15 protein-coding genes are annotated in these 19,870 nt (G+C 69.2%); 6 read left to right on the top strand and 9 right to left on the bottom strand.

Annotation, left to right across the window (positions count from 1 at the left end; translation table 11 throughout):
- Positions 1 to 17: 17 nt before the first annotated feature.
- Positions 18 to 1,109, bottom strand: coding sequence for a LacI family DNA-binding transcriptional regulator (locus ABTV10_RS03340; protein ID WP_499032526.1), 1,092 nt, complete (start codon positions 1,107 to 1,109; stop codon positions 18 to 20).
- A 189-nt stretch (positions 1,110 to 1,298) separates the two neighbouring features.
- On the opposite strand from ABTV10_RS03340, the gene ABTV10_RS03335 reads away from it, so the two are divergent.
- Genes ABTV10_RS03335 through ABTV10_RS03325 form a run of 3 tightly spaced genes read left to right on the top strand, consistent with a single transcriptional unit; the run spans position 1,299 to position 4,020 of the window.
- A complete protein-coding gene (locus ABTV10_RS03335; RefSeq protein ID WP_499032523.1) occupies positions 1,299 to 2,264 on the top strand; it encodes a metal ABC transporter solute-binding protein, Zn/Mn family in 966 nt (321 codons plus the stop codon).
- Entirely contained in the window at positions 2,261 to 3,124 is an 864-nt protein-coding gene (locus ABTV10_RS03330; RefSeq protein ID WP_499032521.1) for a metal ABC transporter ATP-binding protein, read from the top strand. Before ABTV10_RS03335 ends, ABTV10_RS03330 begins: the two co-directional genes overlap by 4 nt.
- Positions 3,121 to 4,020: a metal ABC transporter permease gene (locus ABTV10_RS03325; RefSeq protein WP_499032518.1), complete on the top strand. Its 900-nt coding sequence runs from the start codon at positions 3,121 to 3,123 to the stop codon at positions 4,018 to 4,020. The genes ABTV10_RS03330 and ABTV10_RS03325 overlap by 4 nt, the downstream gene beginning before the upstream one ends.
- Before the next feature lie 55 nt (positions 4,021 to 4,075).
- Here the strand turns inward: ABTV10_RS03325 and ABTV10_RS03320 are convergent, their stop codons facing one another.
- From ABTV10_RS03320 to ABTV10_RS03295, 6 genes are all read right to left on the bottom strand, one after another.
- Positions 4,076 to 5,044 (bottom strand): TauD/TfdA dioxygenase family protein, encoded by a 969-nt coding sequence (locus ABTV10_RS03320; RefSeq protein WP_499032516.1) that lies wholly within the window; start codon positions 5,042 to 5,044, stop codon positions 4,076 to 4,078.
- A gap of 33 nt (positions 5,045 to 5,077) precedes the next feature.
- Positions 5,078 to 6,766, bottom strand: coding sequence for a dipeptide ABC transporter ATP-binding protein (locus ABTV10_RS03315; protein WP_499032513.1), 1,689 nt, complete (start codon positions 6,764 to 6,766; stop codon positions 5,078 to 5,080).
- A gap of 13 nt (positions 6,767 to 6,779) precedes the next feature.
- Positions 6,780 to 7,655, bottom strand: a complete 876-nt coding sequence (locus ABTV10_RS03310) for an ABC transporter permease (RefSeq protein WP_499032510.1) — start codon at positions 7,653 to 7,655, stop codon at positions 6,780 to 6,782.
- The gene (locus ABTV10_RS03305; RefSeq protein ID WP_499032507.1) at positions 7,652 to 8,611 is read right to left on the bottom strand and encodes an ABC transporter permease; all 960 of its coding nucleotides are present in this window, start codon (positions 8,609 to 8,611) and stop codon (positions 7,652 to 7,654) included. The genes ABTV10_RS03310 and ABTV10_RS03305 overlap by 4 nt, the downstream gene beginning before the upstream one ends.
- 41 nt (positions 8,612 to 8,652) lie before the next feature.
- Positions 8,653 to 10,140 (bottom strand): ABC transporter substrate-binding protein, encoded by a 1,488-nt coding sequence (locus ABTV10_RS03300; protein WP_499032505.1) that lies wholly within the window; start codon positions 10,138 to 10,140, stop codon positions 8,653 to 8,655.
- A 144-nt stretch (positions 10,141 to 10,284) separates the two neighbouring features.
- On the bottom strand, positions 10,285 to 10,416 hold the full coding sequence (locus ABTV10_RS03295; protein ID WP_499032503.1) for a hypothetical protein: 132 nt from the start codon (positions 10,414 to 10,416) through the stop codon (positions 10,285 to 10,287).
- Positions 10,417 to 10,617: 201 nt separating this feature from the next.
- Between ABTV10_RS03295 and ABTV10_RS03290 the strand changes: the two genes are divergently transcribed.
- The 3 genes from ABTV10_RS03290 to ABTV10_RS03280 are packed head-to-tail and all read left to right on the top strand — an operon-like array spanning position 10,618 to position 14,326.
- On the top strand, positions 10,618 to 12,939 hold the full coding sequence (locus tag ABTV10_RS03290; RefSeq protein ID WP_499032500.1) for an arylsulfatase: 2,322 nt from the start codon (positions 10,618 to 10,620) through the stop codon (positions 12,937 to 12,939).
- Between the two features lie 23 nt (positions 12,940 to 12,962).
- Complete coding sequence (locus ABTV10_RS03285) at positions 12,963 to 13,721, top strand: LamB/YcsF family protein (RefSeq protein ID WP_499032498.1); 759 nt, start codon at positions 12,963 to 12,965, stop codon at positions 13,719 to 13,721.
- Positions 13,721 to 14,326 carry a 5-oxoprolinase subunit B family protein gene (locus ABTV10_RS03280; RefSeq protein ID WP_499032496.1) on the top strand — a complete coding sequence of 202 codons (606 nt, stop codon included), beginning with the start codon at positions 13,721 to 13,723 and terminating at the stop codon, positions 14,324 to 14,326. Before ABTV10_RS03285 ends, ABTV10_RS03280 begins: the two co-directional genes overlap by 1 nt.
- Before the next feature lie 3 nt (positions 14,327 to 14,329).
- On the opposite strand, the gene ABTV10_RS03275 is transcribed toward ABTV10_RS03280, so the two are convergent.
- Together ABTV10_RS03275 and ABTV10_RS03270 are read right to left on the bottom strand one after the other, a co-directional pair.
- The gene (locus ABTV10_RS03275) at positions 14,330 to 15,934 is read right to left on the bottom strand and encodes a class I adenylate-forming enzyme family protein (protein WP_499032493.1); all 1,605 of its coding nucleotides are present in this window, start codon (positions 15,932 to 15,934) and stop codon (positions 14,330 to 14,332) included.
- Between the two features lie 232 nt (positions 15,935 to 16,166).
- Entirely contained in the window at positions 16,167 to 19,772 is a 3,606-nt protein-coding gene (locus ABTV10_RS03270) for a hydantoinase B/oxoprolinase family protein (RefSeq protein WP_499032491.1), read from the bottom strand.
- Positions 19,773 to 19,870: the final 98 nt, after the last annotated feature.

Genomic DNA, 19,870 nt, shown 5'->3' with positions numbered 1-19,870 from the left:
GGGGTCCCGCCCCGACGCTAGGGCTCGGGCGGGGAGGCGGCGGTGTGACCGCGCAGCAGTTCGGTCTCGAGCATCTCGACGGTGGTGACACCCGAGTCGGAGCCCGACATCAGCATGGCGCCCGCACGTCGGCCCTTGTCTTCCTGCGGCTGGCGCACGGTGGTCAGGCCCTCGCGCAGCGCCTCCTCGATGCCGTCGAACCCGGTGATCGACAGCCGCCCCGGGACGTCGACGCCCTCACACCGCGCCCAGTCGAGGGCGCCGAGCGCGAGGACGTCGGTGGTGCACACCAGGGCGGTGATGCGGGGATTGACGGCGAGCGCCTGCGCCGCCGCGGAGTGCCCGGCCTGCGCGGTGTGCTCGTAGCGTTCGATGACGGTGACCGACGCGGGATCGAGGCCGGCGTCCGCCATCGCGTCCCGGACGCCGGCGATCCGCTCGCGCTGGACGTGGAAGTTCGGGGCGTGCAGGCGCTCACCCTCGACCACACCGTCGGAGCGGTCCCGGCCGAGGCGCATGCACAGCACACCGATCTCCTTGTGCCCCAGCGAGATCAGATAGTCGGCCACCTTCCGCATCGCGCCGCGGTCGTCGATGCCGACGAGCGACGCCCCCGACATCCCGCGCGGCTGGTCGCAGATGACGGTCGGCAGGTGCCGTTCCCGCACCGCGGCAAGGTAGGGATCGTCGTCGGCGACGGAGTAGACGACGAAGCCGTCGACGCCGGCCTGCTGGACCACGGCGGCAGCCTCGACCTCGTCGCGGCCGGGCCCGGCGGGGATGAGGAGCAGTCCCTGCCCCGCCGCCTCGCACGACTCGGTGAGGCCCGCGAGGAAGCTCATTGCGGCCGGATCACGGAACGAGTAACTGAGCGCCTCGGTGAGCAGGAGACCGACCGCACCCGCGCGTCGAGTGCGCAGCGAGCGGGCCACCGGGTCGGGACCGGGGTAGCCGCGCCGTTTGGCAGCGAGCAGCACCCGTTCGCGTAACTCGGCCGACAACTGGTCGGGACGGTTGTACGCGTTGGAGACGGTCGTCCGCGAGACCTTGAGTTCGGCGGCGAGCGACGCCAGGGTGGCTTGGCGGCGTGGCTGACGAGACCTTGGCATAACGGGACGGTAGCGGTTCGGGGGCCGCTGGGCGAACTGGGACGCGCGCTTGACAGGAACGGACGAGACCTGCGCGTTCGCGACCTGCAAACTTCCGCTAAAGTGTAAACGGAAACGGTTACCAATAGCGTTTAGGGCCGGTTCGGCCCACCCGGATATCGAAGTCGTGACCAGGAGAGAGTTGTGCGCATGTCCCGCGAGTCCTCTGCTTTACGTGCGGCCGCCGCGGCCATCGGGGCGACCATCGCCGCGGTGTCGCTGACCGCCTGCGGTAGTTCTCCCGACTCGGACGGCCAGATCCGCGTCGTCGCCTCCACCAACGTGTGGGGCAGCGTCGCGCAGGCCGTCGCGGGCGACCGCCTCGAGGTGACCTCGATCGTCACCGAGCCGTCGGCCGACCCGCACTCGTACGAGGCGAGCCCCGCCGACGCCGCGAAGATCACCGACGCGTCGCTCGTGATCCTCAACGGCGGCGGCTACGACCAGTTCGTCGAGGACGTCCTGGACTCCAGCGACGCCACTCGGGCCAAGCCCACCGTCGATGCGTTCGAGTTGTACGAGGCACACGCCGGGACCGGCACCGACACGGCCGACCCCCGCGGCCACGACGGGCACGATCATGGATCGGTGAACGAGCACGTCTGGTACGACGTGCCCACCGTCGACGCGGCCGCCAACGCGATCGCCGAGCAACTCGGCACGCTCGACCCCGACGGCGCCGACACCTACGTCCGCAACGCCGAGGCGTTCCGCACCCAGCTGCGCACGGTCTCGGAGACGACGGCCGGGATCGCGGCCGCGCATCGCGACGCCCCCATCGCGCAGACCGAGCCGATCGCGCACTACCTGATCCAGGCCGCGTCACTGAAGGACCTCACGCCCCCGGCGTTCGTCGGTGCCGTCGAGAACGGCACCGACCCGTCACCGGCGTCGATCGCCGAGACCCGGCAACTGTTCGCGGACAGGAAGGTCCGCGTGCTGGTCTACAACGTGCAGACCGAGGACAAGGTCACCAGGAACGTCCGCGAGACCGCGGAGGCCGCGGGCATCCCCGTCGTCGAGGTCACCGAGACCCTGCCCGAGGGCATGGACTTCGTGCAGTGGCAGACCCGGACGGCGCAGTCGCTCGCCGACGCGATGAACTCCGCGTCGTGAGCACCGCGACCATCACCGGCACCCCGCCCGCCGTCGAACTGCACGACGCGCGGCTGTCCTTCGGCGACCGCACGCTGTGGTCGAACCTGAACCTGGCCGTGCAGCAGGGCGAGTTCATCGCCGTACTCGGCCCCAACGGGTCGGGCAAGACGTCGCTGCTCAAGGTGCTGCTCGGGCAACTCGCGCCGACGTCGGGCACCGTGCGGATCGCCGGCACGCCCGCGAAGGCCGGGAACGCGCACGTCGGGTACGTGCCGCAGCAGAAGTCGCTCGACGACGGCCTCCCGCTGCGCGGGCGCGACCTCGTCGGACTCGGTGTCGACGGCCACCGCTGGGGCACCGGCCTGCTGGGCCGCGCCAAGCGGCGCGCGATCGTCGATTCCGCCATCGCCCAGGTCGGTGCGCAGGCCTACGCCGACGCTCCGATCGGGTCGATGTCCGGCGGCGAGCAGCAGCGGCTACGGATCGCGCAGGCCCTCGTCGGCGACCCCAAGGTCCTGCTGTGCGACGAACCGCTGCTCAGCCTCGACCTCGCGAACCAGCACCGCGTCTCGGAGCTGATCGACCGGCGTCGCCGCGAGCACGACACCGCCGTCCTGTTCGTCACCCACGAGATCAACCCGATCCTGCCGCTCGTCGACCGGGTGCTCTACCTCGTCGACGGCCAGTTCAAGATCGGCACCCCCGAAGAGGTCATGACCTCCGAGGTGCTGTCCGAGCTGTACCGCACCGACGTCGAGGTGCTGCACGTGCGCGGCCGGCTCGTCGTCGTCGGCACCGGCGACGCCATCGACGCGCTCGGCAGCGGCGGCGGGCCGCGCCCCGGCGAGGGCGTCCACCACACCGAGGACCACGCATGAGCAACAAGTTCACCGAGGCGATGTCGCACCTGCTCGACGTCTCCGCGACCGCCGACCTTCTGCAGTACGACTTCGTCCAGCAGGCCCTGGTCGCCGGCGCGATCCTGGGACTGCTTGCCGGCGTGATCGGCCCGCTGATCGTGAGCCGGCAGATGTCGTTCGCGGTGCACGGCACGTCGGAGCTGTCGCTGACGGGTGCGTCGGCGGCCCTGCTGATCGGAGTCGGCGTCGGGATCGGCGCCGTCGTCGGGTCCGTCGTCGCGGCCGTGCTGTTCGGCCTGCTGGGCACCAAGGCGCGCGAACGCGATTCGGTGATCGGCGTGATCATGGCGTTCGGCCTGGGCCTGTCGGTGCTGTTCCTGTGGGCCTACGACGGCCGCGCGGGCACCAGCTTCTCGCTGCTGGTGGGACAGATCGTCGCGCCCGGCAATTCGGGCCTGGCGCTGCTGTTGCTGTGCGCCGTCGTCGTGCTCGGCACGCTGGCGGTGATCTACCGCCCGCTGCTGTTCGCGAGCACCGATCCCGAGGTGGCGGCCGCCCGCGGTGTCCCGGTGCGGGGCCTGTCGATCGTGTTCGCGGTCCTGGTCGGCATCACCGCCGCGATGGGCGTCCAGATCGTCGGCGCGCTGCTCGTGATGGCGCTGCTGATCACCCCCGCCGCCGCGGCCGCGCAGGTCACCGCCAGCCCGCTGCGCGCGACCGTGCTCGCGGTCGTGTTCGCCGAGCTCGCCGCCGTCGGAGGCATCCTGCTCTCGCTCGCACCGGGCGTGCCGGTGTCGACGTTCGTCACCACGATCTCGTTCGTGATCTACCTGGTGTGCCGCGCCATCGGGTCGGCCCGGCGCCGGTCGGCGGGCCGCGTCGTCGCCCCGGCCGGGGGGCACGTCCACGCCTGACCCGCCGGAGGGGTCGGTCGACAGTTCCCTGTCGGCCGACCCCTCCGTGTTCCCCTCAGGCGGTCTCGAAGCCCGGCAGTCGGCGGGTGGCCTCGACCACCGAGAAGTGCGACGCATCCCCCACCCGGATCCGGCTGGGGTTGCCGTTCACGTCCACCGGCACGTCACCGGCGAGGGTGACGCGATGGATGTTGCGCACCTGGTTCCCGAAGTCGGCGATCCCGTAGTGCTGGGTGTTGCGGTTGTCCCAGATCGCCAGGTCACCCGGCACCCAGTTCCAGCGGACCGTGTTCTCCAGCTTGGTGATCCGGGCCTGGAGCAACTGGAACAGGGCCGTGGTCTCGGACGGCTTGAGCCCGATGAACTCCTTCACGAAGTGCCCAAGCAGCAGCGACCTCTCCCCCGTCTCGGGATGCACCCGCACCACCGGATGCTCGGTCTCGAAGACGGTCCGCGTGAATTCCGCGAACCGGCCTCCGAGCGCGGCCCGATCCCGGTTCCCGGCCGCGACCTCGGCGTAGTCGTACTCGTTGGAGTGCACCGCCCACAGGTTCTCCACGAGGGCCCGGAGCGCGTGCGGCAACTGCTCGTAGGCCGCGGTCGTCGAGGCCCACGTCGTCGCGCCGCCGTAGGCGGGAATCTGCACCGGACGCAGGATCGACGCCTTCGGGATGCGGTCGATGAACGTGACGTCGGTGTGCCAACTGTTGGCGGCACCCTCGATCACGAGCGTCCTGTTGTCCTCGGACGTCAGTGTCGGATGCGTCGTCGTCGGGCTCCCCAGCGTGCCCGCGAAGGCGTACTGCTCGGCGTCGTCGAGGTGGTCCTGACCGCGGAAGAAGATCACCTTGTTGGTGGCGAGCGCGTAGCGGATCGCGTCGGCGGTCGGGGCCGACAGATCGCCCGACAGACGCACCCCCTCGACGACGGCACCGATGTGCTCGCCCACCTTGGTCACGGTGATCCCGCCGGCGGCGTAGACCTCGGCGGCGTTGGCGGGGCGCAGTGCTGTGGTCATTCTCATGTCCTTTCGGTGGGTTCTGGCTCGGTTTCGGGGTCAGACGGCGGCGGTGAGCGACGCCGGTTCGACGGACGTCGCGGCGGGGACGGCGATCCCCCCGCGCCGGCGTACCGGATCGGGGACCGGCACGGCGCCGACGAGACGCCGGGTGTACTCGTCGACCGGGGCACCGAAGACCGCTGCCACCGGGCCCGTTTCGACGACGCGCCCGCTGCGGAGCACGGCCACCCGGTCCGCGACGGCGTGCACGACCGCCAGGTCGTGACTGATGAACAGGCAGGCAAAGCGGTACTGCTCGCGCAGGTCCCGGAACAGGTCCAGCACGTCGGCCTGCACCGACACGTCCAGCGCGCTCGTCGGTTCGTCGGCCACCAGCAGCCGCGGGGCCAGCGCGAGGGCCCGAGCGAGCGCCACCCGCTGACGCTGACCGCCGGACAGCTCGGACGGGCGCCGCTCGGCGAAACTGCGTGGTAGACGCACGGATTCGAGCAGGTCGCCGACGGCTGCCCGCTGCAGGGCACCCGAGGCGGCACGGTGCACCTGCAGCGGTTCGGCGACGGACTGCCCGACCGAGCGGCGCGGGTCGAGCGACGCACCGGGATCCTGGTGCACGAGGGCGACGCCCTTGCGGAGCAGGCGCACCTCGCGCCGCGAGGCGGCGGTGAGATCGATGCCGTCGAGCACGATCCGCCCCCGGGTGGGCCGCACGACGCCGAGGGCGGTACGGCCGAGAGTCGTCTTGCCGGAACCGGATTCGCCGACCAGCCCGACGACCTCGCCCGGAGCGACGTGCAGGTGGACGTCCGACAGAGCGGCGAACTCCGGGGACCCGCGCCGTCCGGGATGGACGACCGACACGCCCTCGAGCACGAGCACCGATTCGCGAGACTGCGCCGGTTCGACGACCGGACGCGGAGGTTCGGGGACGACGGGCAGCCGCGGGACCGCCGCGAGCAGGTCCCGAGTGTAGTGATGCGTCGGCGCCGCGAAGAGCGCGAACACGTCGTCCTGCTCTACGATCCGTCCCGACCGCATCACGGCGACCCGATCGGCGACGTCGGCGACGACACCCATGTTGTGGGTGATGAGCAGAACGCCCGCACCGGTCTCCCGGCCCAGCCCGCGCAGCAGAGCCAGGATCTCGGCCTGCACCGTGACGTCCAGGGCCGTCGTCGGCTCGTCGGCGACGAGAAGCGCGGGCCGGCCCGACAGCGCCAGCGCGATCACCACCCGCTGCTTCTGTCCGCCCGACAGTTGGTGCGGATACCAGTCGAGGCGGCCCTCGGGGTCCGGGATCTCCACCCGGCGGAGCAGCTCGATGCTGCGTTCGCGGACCTCGGCCCGCGACAATTTGCCGTGCGCCCGCAACGCGAGGGCGAGTTGTGTGCCGATCGTCTGGACCGGGTTCAGCGCGGTCTGCGGTTCCTGGAACACCATGGCAGCGGCGGTGCCGCGCAGCGACCGCAGTGTCGCCGGCTCGGCGCCGACGATCTGTGTCCCCGTGAGGATCACCGATCCGCGGGCGTGTGCACCGTCCGGAAGCAAACCGAGGACGGAGCGGGCGGTGAGAGACTTCCCCGATCCCGATTCACCCACGAGGGCCACGATCTCGCCCGCATGCACCGTCAGGTCGACGTGGTCGACCACCGGGTTCGCGGCACCGAATCCGATGACCAGGTCGTGGACGGCGAGTACCGGTGTCTCCGGTGTTGTCGATGTAGTCATCGCCCTTCTCCTTTCAGCGGCGGGCACGGCCGAGGGCCTGTGCGACGAGCAGGAAGCCGAGCACGAGGCCGGACACCAGGAGCAGTGGGCCGAACGCGTACATCGGGTTGGCGTCGAGGTTCTGCACCGAGCCCGAGATGATCGCACCGAGGGACGGTTGCGGGGCACGGACCCCGATGCCGATGAAACTCATTGCACCCTCGATGAACACGGCGATCGAGAGGGAGAGCGCGATCTGGACGGCGAGAGTGTCGAGCGAGTTGGGCAGGATGTGCGTGCGCAGGATCCACCAGCGCCCGGCACCGATCACTCGTGCGGACTCCACGTAGGGCTGCTCCCGGATCTCGAGCACGGATGCCCGGACCAGGCGACCGAAGACCGGGATCTCGGCGGCGACGATGACGACGCCGACCGTGGGTGCACCGGGGCCGACGACCGCCGCCAGCGCGATCGCCAGGATCAGCGTGGGGAAGGCGAGAATCACGTCGAACAGACGCTGCGCGATCGCATCGGCGACGGGATGCAGCGACGAGGCCAACCCGACCACGGTGCCGATCACCGCGCCCACGAACACCGACGCGAACACGATGACGAGATCGACCCTGATGCCGTACAGCGCCCGGCTGAACACGTCCCGGTTGACTTCGTCGGTTCCGAACCAGTGCGTCGTGCTCGGACCGAGCAGGTTGGCGCCCCGGATCTGCTCGAGCGGATCGAACGGTGCGAGCAGCGGGGCGGCGAGGCCGAGGACCGCGATCGCCGCGACCAGCAGGACACCGGCGAGACCCTGCCCACGCGTCAGCGCGTCGCGGACGGGGCGGTGCCGGGCGCCACCGGCCTCGGCGGCGGTGATGTCGGGGACGACGGGGTTCGTCGTGACAGCGCTCATGCGTGGGCTCCGATTCGGACGCGGGGATCGAGAGAGGCGTGGACGAGGTCGGTGACCAGCTGGACGATCACGAACACGGTCACCGACAGCAGCAGCAGTGCCTGCACCACCGGGTAGTCGCGGCGGCTGATGCCCTGCTCGATGAGCAGCCCCACCCCGGGCCAGGCGAAGATGGCCTCGACCAGCACCGCGCCGCCGAGGAGCGATCCGGCCTGGATGCCCAGGACCGTCACGACGGGCGGCAGCGCCGCGCGTAGGGCGCCGCGGGTGACGATCGTCCACCGCGAGATTCCGAGCGCCTCCTGGGTGACGGCGTACGGCCGCCGCAGTTCGGTGCGGAGCGCCTCGGAGAGAAAGCGCGTCAACGCCGCCGCGGCCGGCAACCCCAGGCACACTGCCGGGAGCAGCAGATACTGGGCGGTGATGGCGGGGCGCGCCCAGAAGCCCTCGGGCGGCACACCACCGGCCGGCAGTACCGGGACCAGCACCGCGAACACCAGAACCAGCAGCACGCCGGTCACGAACGTCGGGAGCGCGACGGCAATCGTGTTGGCGCCGTTGACGAGCGCGGTCAACCACCGCCGCGGCCACAACACGGAAGCGACACTCACGATCAGCGCGGTCAGTACCGCGAACACCAACGCGGATGCCGCCAGCACCACGGTGTTCAGGAGCGCGTCGCCGATCAGTCCGGAGATGGATCCGCCGAGCATGTACGAGCGGCCCAGATCGAAGGTGAGGACGCCCCCGATCCAGGACAGGTACTGGTCCGGAATCGACCGGTCGAGCCCGAGGTCGTGCCGGATCGCGGCGATCACGTCGGGCGTGGCGTCCGGCCCCGCCAGCGTGACGGCCGGATCCCCGGGGACGAGGCGGAGCAACAGGAAGATCGTGACCGACGCCAGGAACAGCACCACCAGTACCGATGGCAGTCGACTGAGGAGGTAACGGGACATGTTGGGATCCTTGAACTCTCGTGGTATCTCGCGGTAGCGGTTCAGGCGAGGAAGGCGTCCACCAGTTGCGGTTCCGTGCGCCGTGTCCAGCCGAAGCCACGCAACTTCGACGTCGTGACCAGGCGCGGGACCACCACCGCCAACTCGATGAGGAACATGTGCTCGAGCAACTGGTCGCTGATCGCGCGGTAGCGGGCCAGCGCCTCGGGTCCGTCGCCCGACACCGGCCAGGCTGCCTCGGCGGCAGCGAGATAGCCGGCGTCACTGAAGTTCGACGCGTTCTTGCGGGCATTGAACGGATAGGCGCTCACGGTCAGCGTGGACGGGGTGTACTGAGCGAAGCTGTGGGTGAGCAACCACAGGCCCGGGAACTGACCGGCGATCAACTGTTTGACGGCCACCGCGTTCTCGACCGGATCGAGATCCACGGTGATTCCGATGGCCGCCAGGTCCGCCTGAACGATCTGCGCGATGGTCTCGTTCGTCGGACTGCCCGCGGCGTATGTGAGGGGAATCGACGGAAGCTCGCCGACCTCGACCAACAGGGACCGCGCCCGTTCCGGATCGAGCGTGTAGGTGGAGTTGCGGGCCTCGTCGTACGCGGGTGAGTGCCGAGGCCACGGCAGATTGACGGGATAGGCGGCCCCCCGGAAGACCTCGTCGACGATCCGCTCCCGGTCGACCGCGCAGGCGATGGCCTTGCGGACCCGGACGTCGCTCAGGGCCGGCGACGTGACGTTGACGCCCAGATAGAACTGCCCCTCCGCACCCTCCTCCTCGACCACCGAGAAACCGCCGAACCGGGTGAGGTTGTTCGCGTCGCGGTAGCCGAGCGCTCCGGTGTAGTCGATTCGCCCCGACCGGACGTTCGCCAGCAGGGCGGACGAGTCCGTGATGACCGCGGCCTCGACCCGGTCCAGGTACGGCCGATCGGGACGCCAGTAGTTCGGGTTGCGTTCGAACACGATCTGCGAGTTCGGGATTCGCGAACCCAGCACGAAGGGCCCGGTACCGATGTACTTGTCTCCGGTCGCCAGTTCACCGACCGTCTCCCGGTCGATCATCGGGACGATGTCGAGCAGGTCGAAGACGTTGCCGATCGGCCTGGCGAACGTCAGCACCAGCCGGTTCGGATCGGTCGTGTCGTAGCCGGTGATCGTGGCCGCGGTGCTCCGGAGCTGCGCGGTCCATTTCGGGTCGGCGTAGGTTCGGAGCGCGAATTCCGCATCGCCAGAGGTGAATCGACGACCGGAGTGGAAGTGGACGTCGTCGCGCAGCCGGAGATCGAGAGTAAGCCGGTCGTCGGACAGTCGCCACGACGTCGCGAGCGACGGCTGCGGTTCGAGGCTGTCGTCGGGATAGCGGATCAACGTCTCGTACACCAGCCCGACGGTGGTGACGATCGCGTCGTTGGAGCTGGTCAGGATGCCGCCGGCCACGAGATCGTTGGCCAGCCCGACCCGGAGTGTGCCGCCGCGCTGTGCCACGACGGCACCGGACACCGCTGCACCGGAACGGAGTTCGGCCACCGCCGAAGCGCAGCCGGTGGTAGCGACTGCGCCGAGCGCAGCGAACGCGACGAGCCCGCTTCCACGCAGGAAGACACGGCGGCACGACAGATGTCGAGAACGGCCGGTTCGCTGCCGCCGAGGATGAGAGGGGGCGCGCGAGGCTCAGCCGTGGATGCACGCCGAAGCGCACGCGGCACAGCCGCGACAACACAGCTCCCGAGCCAACGGCAGCCGGGCACCCAGGCCGAACGTCACGTAGGTGACGTGCTGGGTGATGATTCGGCTCCGGGACATGGCGAGCACGCTAACCGCCGAACGCGCACTCCACAACCCCGTCGTGCGTGGATAACCCAGTCTGCGTGGCCTTTTCGCCGACTACGTCGGCGTGACCTGGCCCGACTTTTGCTCGCTCGGATCACAACCGTGGGCGCAACCGGCGTCCGGATGTTTCGATGGGACGAAGCGAGGCCGCCGCAGAGAGAAGGTTTGCGAGACATGACCATTCCACCGCACGCCCGGGGCTACGAGAGATTCGAGGGCCGGATCGGCCGCACCGCAGAGGATTCGGCGCCCAGCTGGCCACCGAGCACGTCCGCCCGTGCGGGTGCACCGAATGTCGTCGTGGTCCTGGTCGACGACATGGGCTACTCCGACATCGGCCCCTTCGGATCCGAAATCGACACCCCCAACCTGGACCGCATCGCGGCCGACGGTGTGCGCTTCACGAACTACCACACGACTCCGTTGTGCTCGCCGTCCCGCGCGGCCCTGCTGACCGGGCTCAACCCGCACCGCGCCGGGTACGGGTTCGTCGCCAACGCCGACCCCGGGTACCCGGGACTGCGCCTCGAACTCGCCGACGACGTGCTGACCCTCCCGGAGATCCTGCGGGACGGGGGCTATGCGACATACGCGGTCGGCAAGTGGCATCTGGTGCGGGACGCGAACATGAGCCCCGGACGCTCCCGGGACTCGTGGCCGACCCAGCGCGGCTTCGACCGGTACTACGGTTCGCTCGAGGGCCTGAACTCCTTCTTCCACCCGAACCAGTTGATCTCCGACAACTCCGTGGTGGATGTCGACGCATATCCCGACGACTACTACTTGACCGACGAGCTGACCGACAAGGCCGTTTCGTTCATCAAGGACCTGCGCGCACACGACGCCGACAAGCCGTTCTTCCTCTACTTCGCGCACGTCGCGATGCACGGGCCGCTACAGGCCAAGGAAGCCGATCTCGACAAGTACCGCGGACGGTACGAACAGGGCTGGGACCGGATGCGCGAATCCCGGTTCGCCGCCCAGTTGGCGCAGGGACTGTTCCCGCCCGGCACCGAGGACGCCCGCAACACCCTCGACGGCTTCGACGTGCCGGCGTGGGACGCGCTCACCACGGAGCAGCAGGATCGGTACGCGCGCTACATGGAGGTGTACGCGGCCATGGTCGATTCCGTGGACCAGTCCGTCGGCCGGATTCTCGCCACCCTCGACGAACTCGGCGAACGCGACAACACGATCATCGTGTTCACCTCCGACAACGGCGGCACCGCGGAAGGCGGACCCGAGGGGACGCGGAGCTACTTCGCCGAGTTCGCCCACGTGCACGATCCGGACTGGGTGGGCGACGTCCCGCACGATCCCGAGTTGATCGGCACCGCACGCCTGGGCGTCCACTATCCGCGTGGCTGGGCGCAGGCGTCGAACACCCCCTTCCGCTTCTTCAAGGGTCAGTCGTACGCGGGTGGGGTGCGTGTGCCGCTGCTCGTGTCGTGGCCGGCGGGGCTGCGGCGCGACGGATCCGACGGCGGGATACGGACCGAGTTCGCATACGTCACCGACCTCGCCCCGACGCTGCTCGAACTGACCGGAACGCGGCGACCGGCATACCGGAAGGGACTGCCGGCCAAGACGTTCGACGGAGTGTCCGTGGCCGACGTGCTGCGCGATCCGGACGCACGTTCCGCACACACCGAGCAGTACACCGAGATGACGGGCAACCGTGGGTACTACCGTGACGGCTGGAAGCTGTTGGCGCTGAATCCGACCCTGCTCGACCGCGGCGCCAACCTCGACGATCCGCGTTGGCAACTCTTCGACGTCCGATGCGACCCCACCGAACTGCACGACTTGGCCGGCCGGTTCCCGGACAAGGTGACCGAACTGGCGCAGGCCTGGGACGACGCCGCCTGGTCGAACACCGTGTTCCCGTTGCTGGGCCACGCAGTGGGTGCGGTGCGGCGGCCGGAGGAGGCTCGCTACACCCGACCGGTCCGCATCCTCGCGGGCACGCCGATGCTCGAGCGCTACCGCTCGTCGCGGCTCGTCGCCTTCCGCGACTTCGTGATCGACGTCGAACTGGGAGCTTTCCGCCCGGGTGACGAGGGCGTCCTGGTGGCGCACGGCGACCTGCAGGGCGGCTATCTGCTCTATGTGGAGAACGATCGACTCGTGTTCGGCTACAACGCGTTCGGCGACTACGCCGAGGTCGATGCGGGCCCGGTTGCCCCCGGTGCCCGCAGGTTGGGCCTCGCGGCGACCGTGGTGCCCTCGCTCCGCTGGGACTTCACCGTCACCGTCGACGGCACGACCACCGGCGAACTACCCGGCCGGATCCAGCTGATCGGGATGGCGCCCTGGACCGGCATCTCCGTCGGGGTGGACGCCCGCGGACCGGTGTCGTGGGATCTGCGGCAGCGGCGGGGTGTGTTCCGGTACGACGGCGATCTGCGTGCAGTCACGTATGTCCCCGGCGCGATCCGCAGCCCGGCCGACGTCGTCGCCTCGGCCGAACGCGAGTACCAGCAGGTCGCCGACTGACCCGGCGGCCTAGGATCGCCACCGTGGCGGTGATCGATCTCAACAGCGACCTCGGCGAGAGCTTCGGCGCATGGACCCTCGGCGACGACGCGGCGATGCTCGACCTCGTGACGAGCGCCAACGTCGCGGGCGGATTCCACGCCGGTGACCCGTCCACCCTGCTACGCACGTGCCACGACGCGGCGGAGCGGAGCGTGCGGATCGGCGCCCAGGTCGGGTACCGCGACCTCGCCGGGTTCGGGCGCCGGTTCATCGACGTGGCGCGGGCGGACCTGACCGCCGACGTGATCTATCAGATCGGCGCGCTCGACGCGTTGGCCCGCACCGCCGGATCGTCCGTCACGTACATCAAGCCGCACGGCGCGCTGTACAACGCGATCGTCCACCACCGCGACCAGGCCCGCGCCGTGGTCGCGGCCGTGCGGGCGGTGAACCCGTCGCTGCCGGTGCTCGGCCTCCCCGGATCGGTCTTCCTCGAGGAGGCCGCGGCGGCCGGATTGCGCACCGTCGCCGAGGCGTTCGCCGACCGCGCCTACACCCCGGAGGGCGCGCTGGTCCCGCGCACCGAGCCCGGCGCGATCGTGCACGACCCCGACACCGTCGCTTCACGCGTGCTGCAACTCGTCACCACCGGGACTATCGAGGCGATCGACGGCACCCGGATCGCAGTGCCGGCCGAAACGATCTGCGTCCACGGGGACACCCCCGCCGCCGTCGAGATGGCCGCGGCCATCCGCAAGCTCCTCGACGCCGAGAAGATCCACGTGAAACCGTTCGTGTGATGCGCATCCTCGACATGGGCGACCGGGCACTCCTGCTCGAGTTCGACGGCCTCGACACCACACTCGCCCACTACCGCGGACTCGCGTCGAACCGGCACCCAGCCGTCACCGACCTCGTACCCGCGGCCCGCACGATCCTCGTGCGGTTCGGTGGCACCCGCCCGGACCGGATCGCGGCATGGGTGCGCTCGACCGCACCGCTGGCCGCCGACGCGCCGTCCGCGCTCGATCCCGTCGAGATCCCGGTCCGATACGACGGACCCGACCTGACCGAGGTCGCCGAGCTCACGGGACTCGGCGTGGACGGCGTGATCTCCGCCCACACCGACCGGACGTGGACGGTGGCGTTCGTCGGATTCAGCCCCGGGTTCGGCTACCTCGTCGGCGGGGACACCGGCCTACACGTTCCCCGCCGCTCGTCGCCCCGCACAAGCGTCCCGGTCGGCGCCGTCGGGCTGGCGGGCGAGTTCTCGGGGATCTACCCCCGCACCTCGCCCGGTGGATGGCAGTTGATCGGCACCGCCACCGAACGCATGTGGAACCTGGACCGCAGTCCCCCGGCACTGTTGCAGCCGGGGGGAGCGGTCCGGTTCGTCGCGGTCTGACAGTCACACCCGAGACTGCACCGCGGCCCGCAGTTCGTGCTTGCGGGTCTTACCGGTCGCGGTCTTGGGCAGGGCGTCGAGCAGGACCACCCGCTTGGGAACCCGGAAGCCCGCCAGGGTTGCCCGGGCATGGTCGATGATCCTGTCCTCCAGTCCCTCGCCCGCATCCGGCGCCGGCACGACCGCGACGCACACGGCCTCGCCCCACCGCTCGTCCGGCACTCCGATCACCGAACACTCGAGCACCCCAGGGACGTTCGCCACCACACGCTCGACCTCGATCGACGAGACGTTCTCGCCACCGGTCTTGATGATGTCCTTGAGCCGGTCCGTGAACCAGACGACGCCTTCGTCGTCGACGTGGCCGATGTCGCCGCTGTGAAACCACCCGTGCGCGAACGCCTTCGCGTTCGCGTCGGCGTTGTTCCAGTAGCCGCTGCACACGTGCGGACCACGGTAGACGATCTCCCCGGTCTCGCCCGGCGGCAGCAGGGCCCCGTCGGGGTCCATGATCGCGACCTCGACGGTGGGGACCGGCGGTCCCCACGAGCCGGGCTTGGTGTGGCGGTGCTCGGGCCACTGCAGCACCGTCGCCGGCACCACCTCGGTCTGCCCGGATCCGAGCACCACTGCGGCGTTGGGGAACGTGGCGTCGACGCGGTCCAACACGTCCGCGGGCATCTGCGCCATCGCGTAGATGCACAGCCGGACCGATCCGAGTTCCCGCGGCGCGTGCTCGTTGACGTCGACGAGGGCCTTCCACATGATCGGCAGCAGCATCGCGTGGGTGACCCCGTGGCGTTCGATCGCGTCGAGCATCTCCACGGGATCGAAGCGTCCGGGCAGCACCACCCGGCCACCGGTCATGAGGGTCGGCAGGACGAGCGCATTGAGTCCGGTGGTGTGGAAGAGCGGCAGCACGTTCAGCAGCGTCGCCGGCTCCGCACCCCACGAACCTCCCTGCAGGAGAGCATTCGTCAGACCGCCGATCATCACCGAGACATGGCTGGTGAGAACACCTTTCGGCATGGACGTGGTACCGGACGTGTACAGGCACTGGACGCAGTCCCGATCGTCGACGGCGACCTCGACGCGCCCGTTCGGCGCCCGGGAGGCCAGCGCCTCCCATCTCTCGACGGGCCGGCCCGCGATCTCTCCCGGATCTGCGTCGACGACAATCACCGTCTTCACCGAATCGAGCTTGGGCAGAACAGCTTCGAGCAGGGGCACGAAGGGTGCCTCCGCAACCACGACGGCGGCGCCCGAGTCACGCAGAATCCACTCGATGTCCGCGGCGGTGAGCACGATGTTCACCGGCATCGCGACGAGGCCCGACTTGGCGCAGGCGAAGTAGGTGGCGAGCAGTTTCCACCCGTCGAACATGAGCATCGCCACCGGCTGCTGCCGCTCGATGCCGGCATCGAGAAGGGCATGCCCCAAGGACTCTGCCGCGTCGTCGAGTCGGGCGTACGTGATCGGCGTGCCGCGGTCGACAATGGCTTCGCGGTTTCCGAACACGCGCGCGACTCGCGTCAACGCGTCCCCCACGCTCACACGGGTGGCGAGATTCACCTCCAGCGAATCAACACCGGACAGATCGGATTTCACAAGCGCTGACCTTCCTTCTGCAAAAGCGGACCGAAGCGAAACACAGCAACCCGGACGGCTCCACGACCACAACGGGGCGTGAGGTAGATCACGTTTCGACCGGGCCGGGGCCAGCATTGCATCCGCCACCAAAGAAAGCAAGCATGCTTGCTTGTTATTTCGTCGCCGAAACCCCCGTCACTCATCGCTGCGAGTCACACCTGGGCAGGTCCAGCAGGGCACCGGGTGCGCGTCAGTGCGACGACGGGGAGCCGTACCCGCCGCCGCCCGGCGTCTCGACGACGAGTACGTCACCGGGCTGCACGTCGACCGAGTCGCAGGCCTCCATGTGGAGGGCTGTGCCGTCGGCGCGCTCGACACGGTTGCTGCCGAGCCCGCCGGGGGACCCGCCGGCCATTCCGTACGGCGGTACCCGCCGATGCCCGGACAGGGTGCTCACCGTCATCGGTTCCTGAAACCGTAGTCGGCGGACGGCTCCGTCGCCGCCGCGCCAGCGTCCGTCCCCGCCGCTGCCGCGTCGGATCGAGAAGTCCTCCAGGACAACGGGAAGGCGCCATTCGAGCACTTCCGGATCGGTCAACCTGGAGTTCGTCATGTGCGTCTGCACCACCGATGCCCCGTCGAATCCGTCGCCCGCGCCGGACCCTGAGCCGAGGGTTTCGTAGTACTGGTGCCTTTCGTTTCCGAACGTGACGTTGTTCATCGTCCCGGATCCCTCGGCCTGCACGCCGAGGGCACCGTAGAGCGCACCGGTCACCGCTTGCGAGGTCTCCACGTTGCCGGCGACGACCGCAGCCGGATGACTCGGAGAGAGCATCGACCCCTCGGGGATGATGATCCGCAGTGGCCGCAGGCACCCGTCGTTGAGTGGGATGTCGTCTGCGACGAGGGTCCGGAACACATACAAGACGGCGGCTCTCACGACGGACGAGGGCGCATTGAAGTTCGAGTCGAGTTGCGGCGAGGTTCCGGTGAAGTCGATTGTCGCCGAGCGTTGCTGCCGATCCACGGCCACACGCACAGCGATCACCGCGCCGGAGTCGGTTTCGTACCGATACGATCCCTCGTCGAGGCTGTCGATTACCAGACGGACGGACTCCTCGGCGTTGTCCTGCACGTGCCGCATGTAGGCCTGGACGACGTCGAGGCCGAAGTGGTCGATCATCTTCGCGACCTCCTCGACTCCCTTGGCGTTGGCGGCGATCTGTGCGCGCAGATCAGCGAGATTGGTGTCCGGATTCCGTGACGGGTACGGCGCGCTCGTCAGCAAGTGCAGCGTCTCGGCCTCGCGGAGGCGGCCGTCGTGGGTGAGCAGCCAGTTGTCGAACAGCACGCCTTCCTCATCGATCGTGCGACTCGTGGCGGGCATCGAACCCGGAGTGAGTCCACCGATCTCCGCGTGGTGGCCGCGAGAGGCGACGTAGAAGAGGATCTGCGCGCCTGCGTCGTCGAAGACGGGTGTGATGACGGTGATGTCGGGGAGGTGTGTGCCACCGTGGTAGGGGTCGTTGACGGCGTAGACGTCGCCTCGCCGTATCTGTCCGGCGCAGCGACCGATGACCTCCTTGACGCTGCTGCCCATCGAGCCGAGGTGGACTGGAATGTGCGGGGCGTTGGCGATGAGGTTGCCGTCCGGATCGAACAATGCGCACGAGAAGTCGAGCCGCTCCTTGATATTGACCGATTGCGCGGTCGACTCCAGAGCGGCACCCATCTGTTCGGCGATCGACATGAACAGGTTGTTGAAGATCTCCAGCATGACCGGGTCGGCGTGGGTGCCGACCTTCGCTTCGCCGGGGTCGATGACCCGCTCGAGCAGGAGGTGGCCGGATGCCGTGAGAGTGCCCCGCCAGCCGTGGTCCACCACGGTGGTCGAGTTGGCCTCGGCCAGGATGGCCGGACCATTCACCGCGTCCCCGGGCCGCATCCGCTCCCGCTCGTACAGTGGTGCGTCGCACCAGGATCCCCGGTCGTACATCCGCACGGTATCGAGTACCTCCACGTGTGCGTTGTCCGCCGGCGCACCGACGCCGGACAGGTCCGGCTGACTGGTCAGGCCGGTCGCCTCGACGGCGACCGCGTCGACGATCAGCGGACGGTCCATCAGGAACGAGTACGTCCTGAGGTGAATCCTCTCGAACTCCGCGACCATGGTTTCGAGATCGGTCAGTGTGACCGGCACCGTCGTGTCCGTGCCGTCGTACCGCAGATGCGCACGACGGGTCATTCGGATCCGCTCGGGCGGGACGCCCTCGTCGAGCAGTTCTTCGCTGGCACGTGATTCCAGGGTTTCCGCCACCTCGCCCAGCCTCGGCATCGCGTCCGGTTCGAGTGTGGTGACCACCGATTGCTCGCGCATGACGGTGGTGTCGGCAAGTCCCATGCCGAGTGCCGACAGGACACCGGCCATCGGCGGGACCAGCACCGTGTGAATGCCGAGCGAACCGGCCACCGCGCAGGCGTGCTGGCCGCCGGCACCGCCGAAGGTGGTCAGCACGTACCCGGTGATGTCGTGTCCCTTCTGCACCGAGATGTGTTTGACCGCATTGGCCATGTTCGCCACCGCGATGCGCAGGAAGCCCTCGGCCACCTGCTCCGGCGAGCGGTCGTCCCCGGTCGCCGTGCGGATCTCGGCGGCCAACTCGGCAAAACGGCGCCGCACGATGTCGCGGTCGAGCGGCTGATCGTTGTCCGGGCCGAATACATGAGGGAAATGTTCGGGCTGGATACGGCCGAGCATCACATTGGCGTCCGTGACGGCCAGCGGTCCGCCGCCGCGGTAACAGGCGGGTCCGGGGTCGGCGCCGGCCGAGTCCGGACCCACCCGGTATCGGCCGCTGTCGAAGTGGAGGATCGACCCACCACCGGCGGCGACGGTGTGGATGTCGAGCATCGGTGCCCGCAACCGGACCCCGGCCACCTGGGTGTCGAACACCCGCTCGAACTCACCCGCGAAGTGCGACACGTCGGTGGACGTGCCGCCCATGTCGAAGCCGATCACCTTGTCGAAGCCCGCCAGCTGCGACATCCTCACCATGCCGACAATGCCCCCGGCCGGGCCTGACAGAATCGCGTCCTTGCCCCGGAAGTGCCCCGCCTCGGCGAGCCCGCCGTTGGACTGCATGAACATCAGCCGCACGCCCGGCAGCTGCTGCGCCACCCGGTCGACGTAGCGCCGCAACACGGGAGAAAGGTAGGCGTCCACGACGGCCGTGTCCCCCCGCGGTACCAGCTTCATCAGCGGGCTCGCCACACTCGACAGAGAGATCTGAGAGAACCCGACCCCCCGCGCCAGCTCGCCGACCGCCGTCTCGTGCGCCGGGTACAGATGGCTGTGCATGCACACGACCGCGAGGGCGTCGATGCCGTCGTCGTGCGCTCGTTGCAGGTCGCCGGACAGCCGGTGCAGATCGGGTTCACGCAGAACGGTGCCATCGGCCGCGATCCGCTCGTCGACCTCGATCACCCGCTCGTACAGCAGTTCCGGCAAGACGATGTGCCGGTCGAAGATCCGTGGCCGATTCTGATAGCCGATGCGTAGTGCGTCACCGAATCCCTTCGTGATGACCAGGGCCGTGCGCGCTCCGGCGCGTTCGAGCAGGGCGTTGGTAGCCACCGTAGTGCCCATCCGCACCTGCTCGACCTGGTCGGCGGTGACCGCATCGTTCGTCGAGATGCCGAGGAGCGCTCGTATACCGGCCACGGCCGCGTCGGAGTACCGGGCCGGATTCTCGGACAGCAACTTGTGAGTGACCAGAGAGCCGTCCGGACGACGGCCGACGATGTCGGTGAACGTGCCCCCGCGGTCAACCCAGAATTCCCAACCCTCTGCAGCCACCGGTTCTCCCCTACGCGAGTGCTTGGCATCAATCCTAGGAGTTCACCGCGCGGTCCTGACCTCGTACGGTTCCTGGCGCGGGCCGGGGATCGAGAGGG

Origin of the sequence: Paraburkholderia sp. RHO2 (assembly GCF_050955445.1) — a bacterium.
Taxonomy (GTDB): Bacteria; Actinomycetota; Actinomycetes; order Mycobacteriales; family Mycobacteriaceae; genus Prescottella; species Prescottella agglutinans_A.
The sequence above is the reverse complement of the archived record's forward strand: the minus strand, read 5'-3'. Positions and strand labels throughout refer to the sequence as shown.

Coding starts and splice junctions, on each gene's coding strand:
- ABTV10_RS03340 (WP_499032526.1), bottom strand. CDS start 1,109: ATGCCAAGGTCTCGTCAGCCACGCCGCCAAGCCACCCTGGCGTCGCTC.
- ABTV10_RS03335 (WP_499032523.1), top strand. CDS start 1,299: ATGTCCCGCGAGTCCTCTGCTTTACGTGCGGCCGCCGCGGCCATCGGG.
- ABTV10_RS03325 (WP_499032518.1), top strand. CDS start 3,121: ATGAGCAACAAGTTCACCGAGGCGATGTCGCACCTGCTCGACGTCTCC.
- ABTV10_RS03320 (WP_499032516.1), bottom strand. CDS start 5,044: ATGAGAATGACCACAGCACTGCGCCCCGCCAACGCCGCCGAGGTCTAC.
- ABTV10_RS03315 (WP_499032513.1), bottom strand. CDS start 6,766: ATGACTACATCGACAACACCGGAGACACCGGTACTCGCCGTCCACGAC.
- ABTV10_RS03310 (WP_499032510.1), bottom strand. CDS start 7,655: ATGAGCGCTGTCACGACGAACCCCGTCGTCCCCGACATCACCGCCGCC.
- ABTV10_RS03305 (WP_499032507.1), bottom strand. CDS start 8,611: ATGTCCCGTTACCTCCTCAGTCGACTGCCATCGGTACTGGTGGTGCTG.
- ABTV10_RS03295 (WP_499032503.1), bottom strand. CDS start 10,416: ATGTCCCGGAGCCGAATCATCACCCAGCACGTCACCTACGTGACGTTC.
- ABTV10_RS03290 (WP_499032500.1), top strand. CDS start 10,618: ATGACCATTCCACCGCACGCCCGGGGCTACGAGAGATTCGAGGGCCGG.
- ABTV10_RS03280 (WP_499032496.1), top strand. CDS start 13,721: ATGCGCATCCTCGACATGGGCGACCGGGCACTCCTGCTCGAGTTCGAC.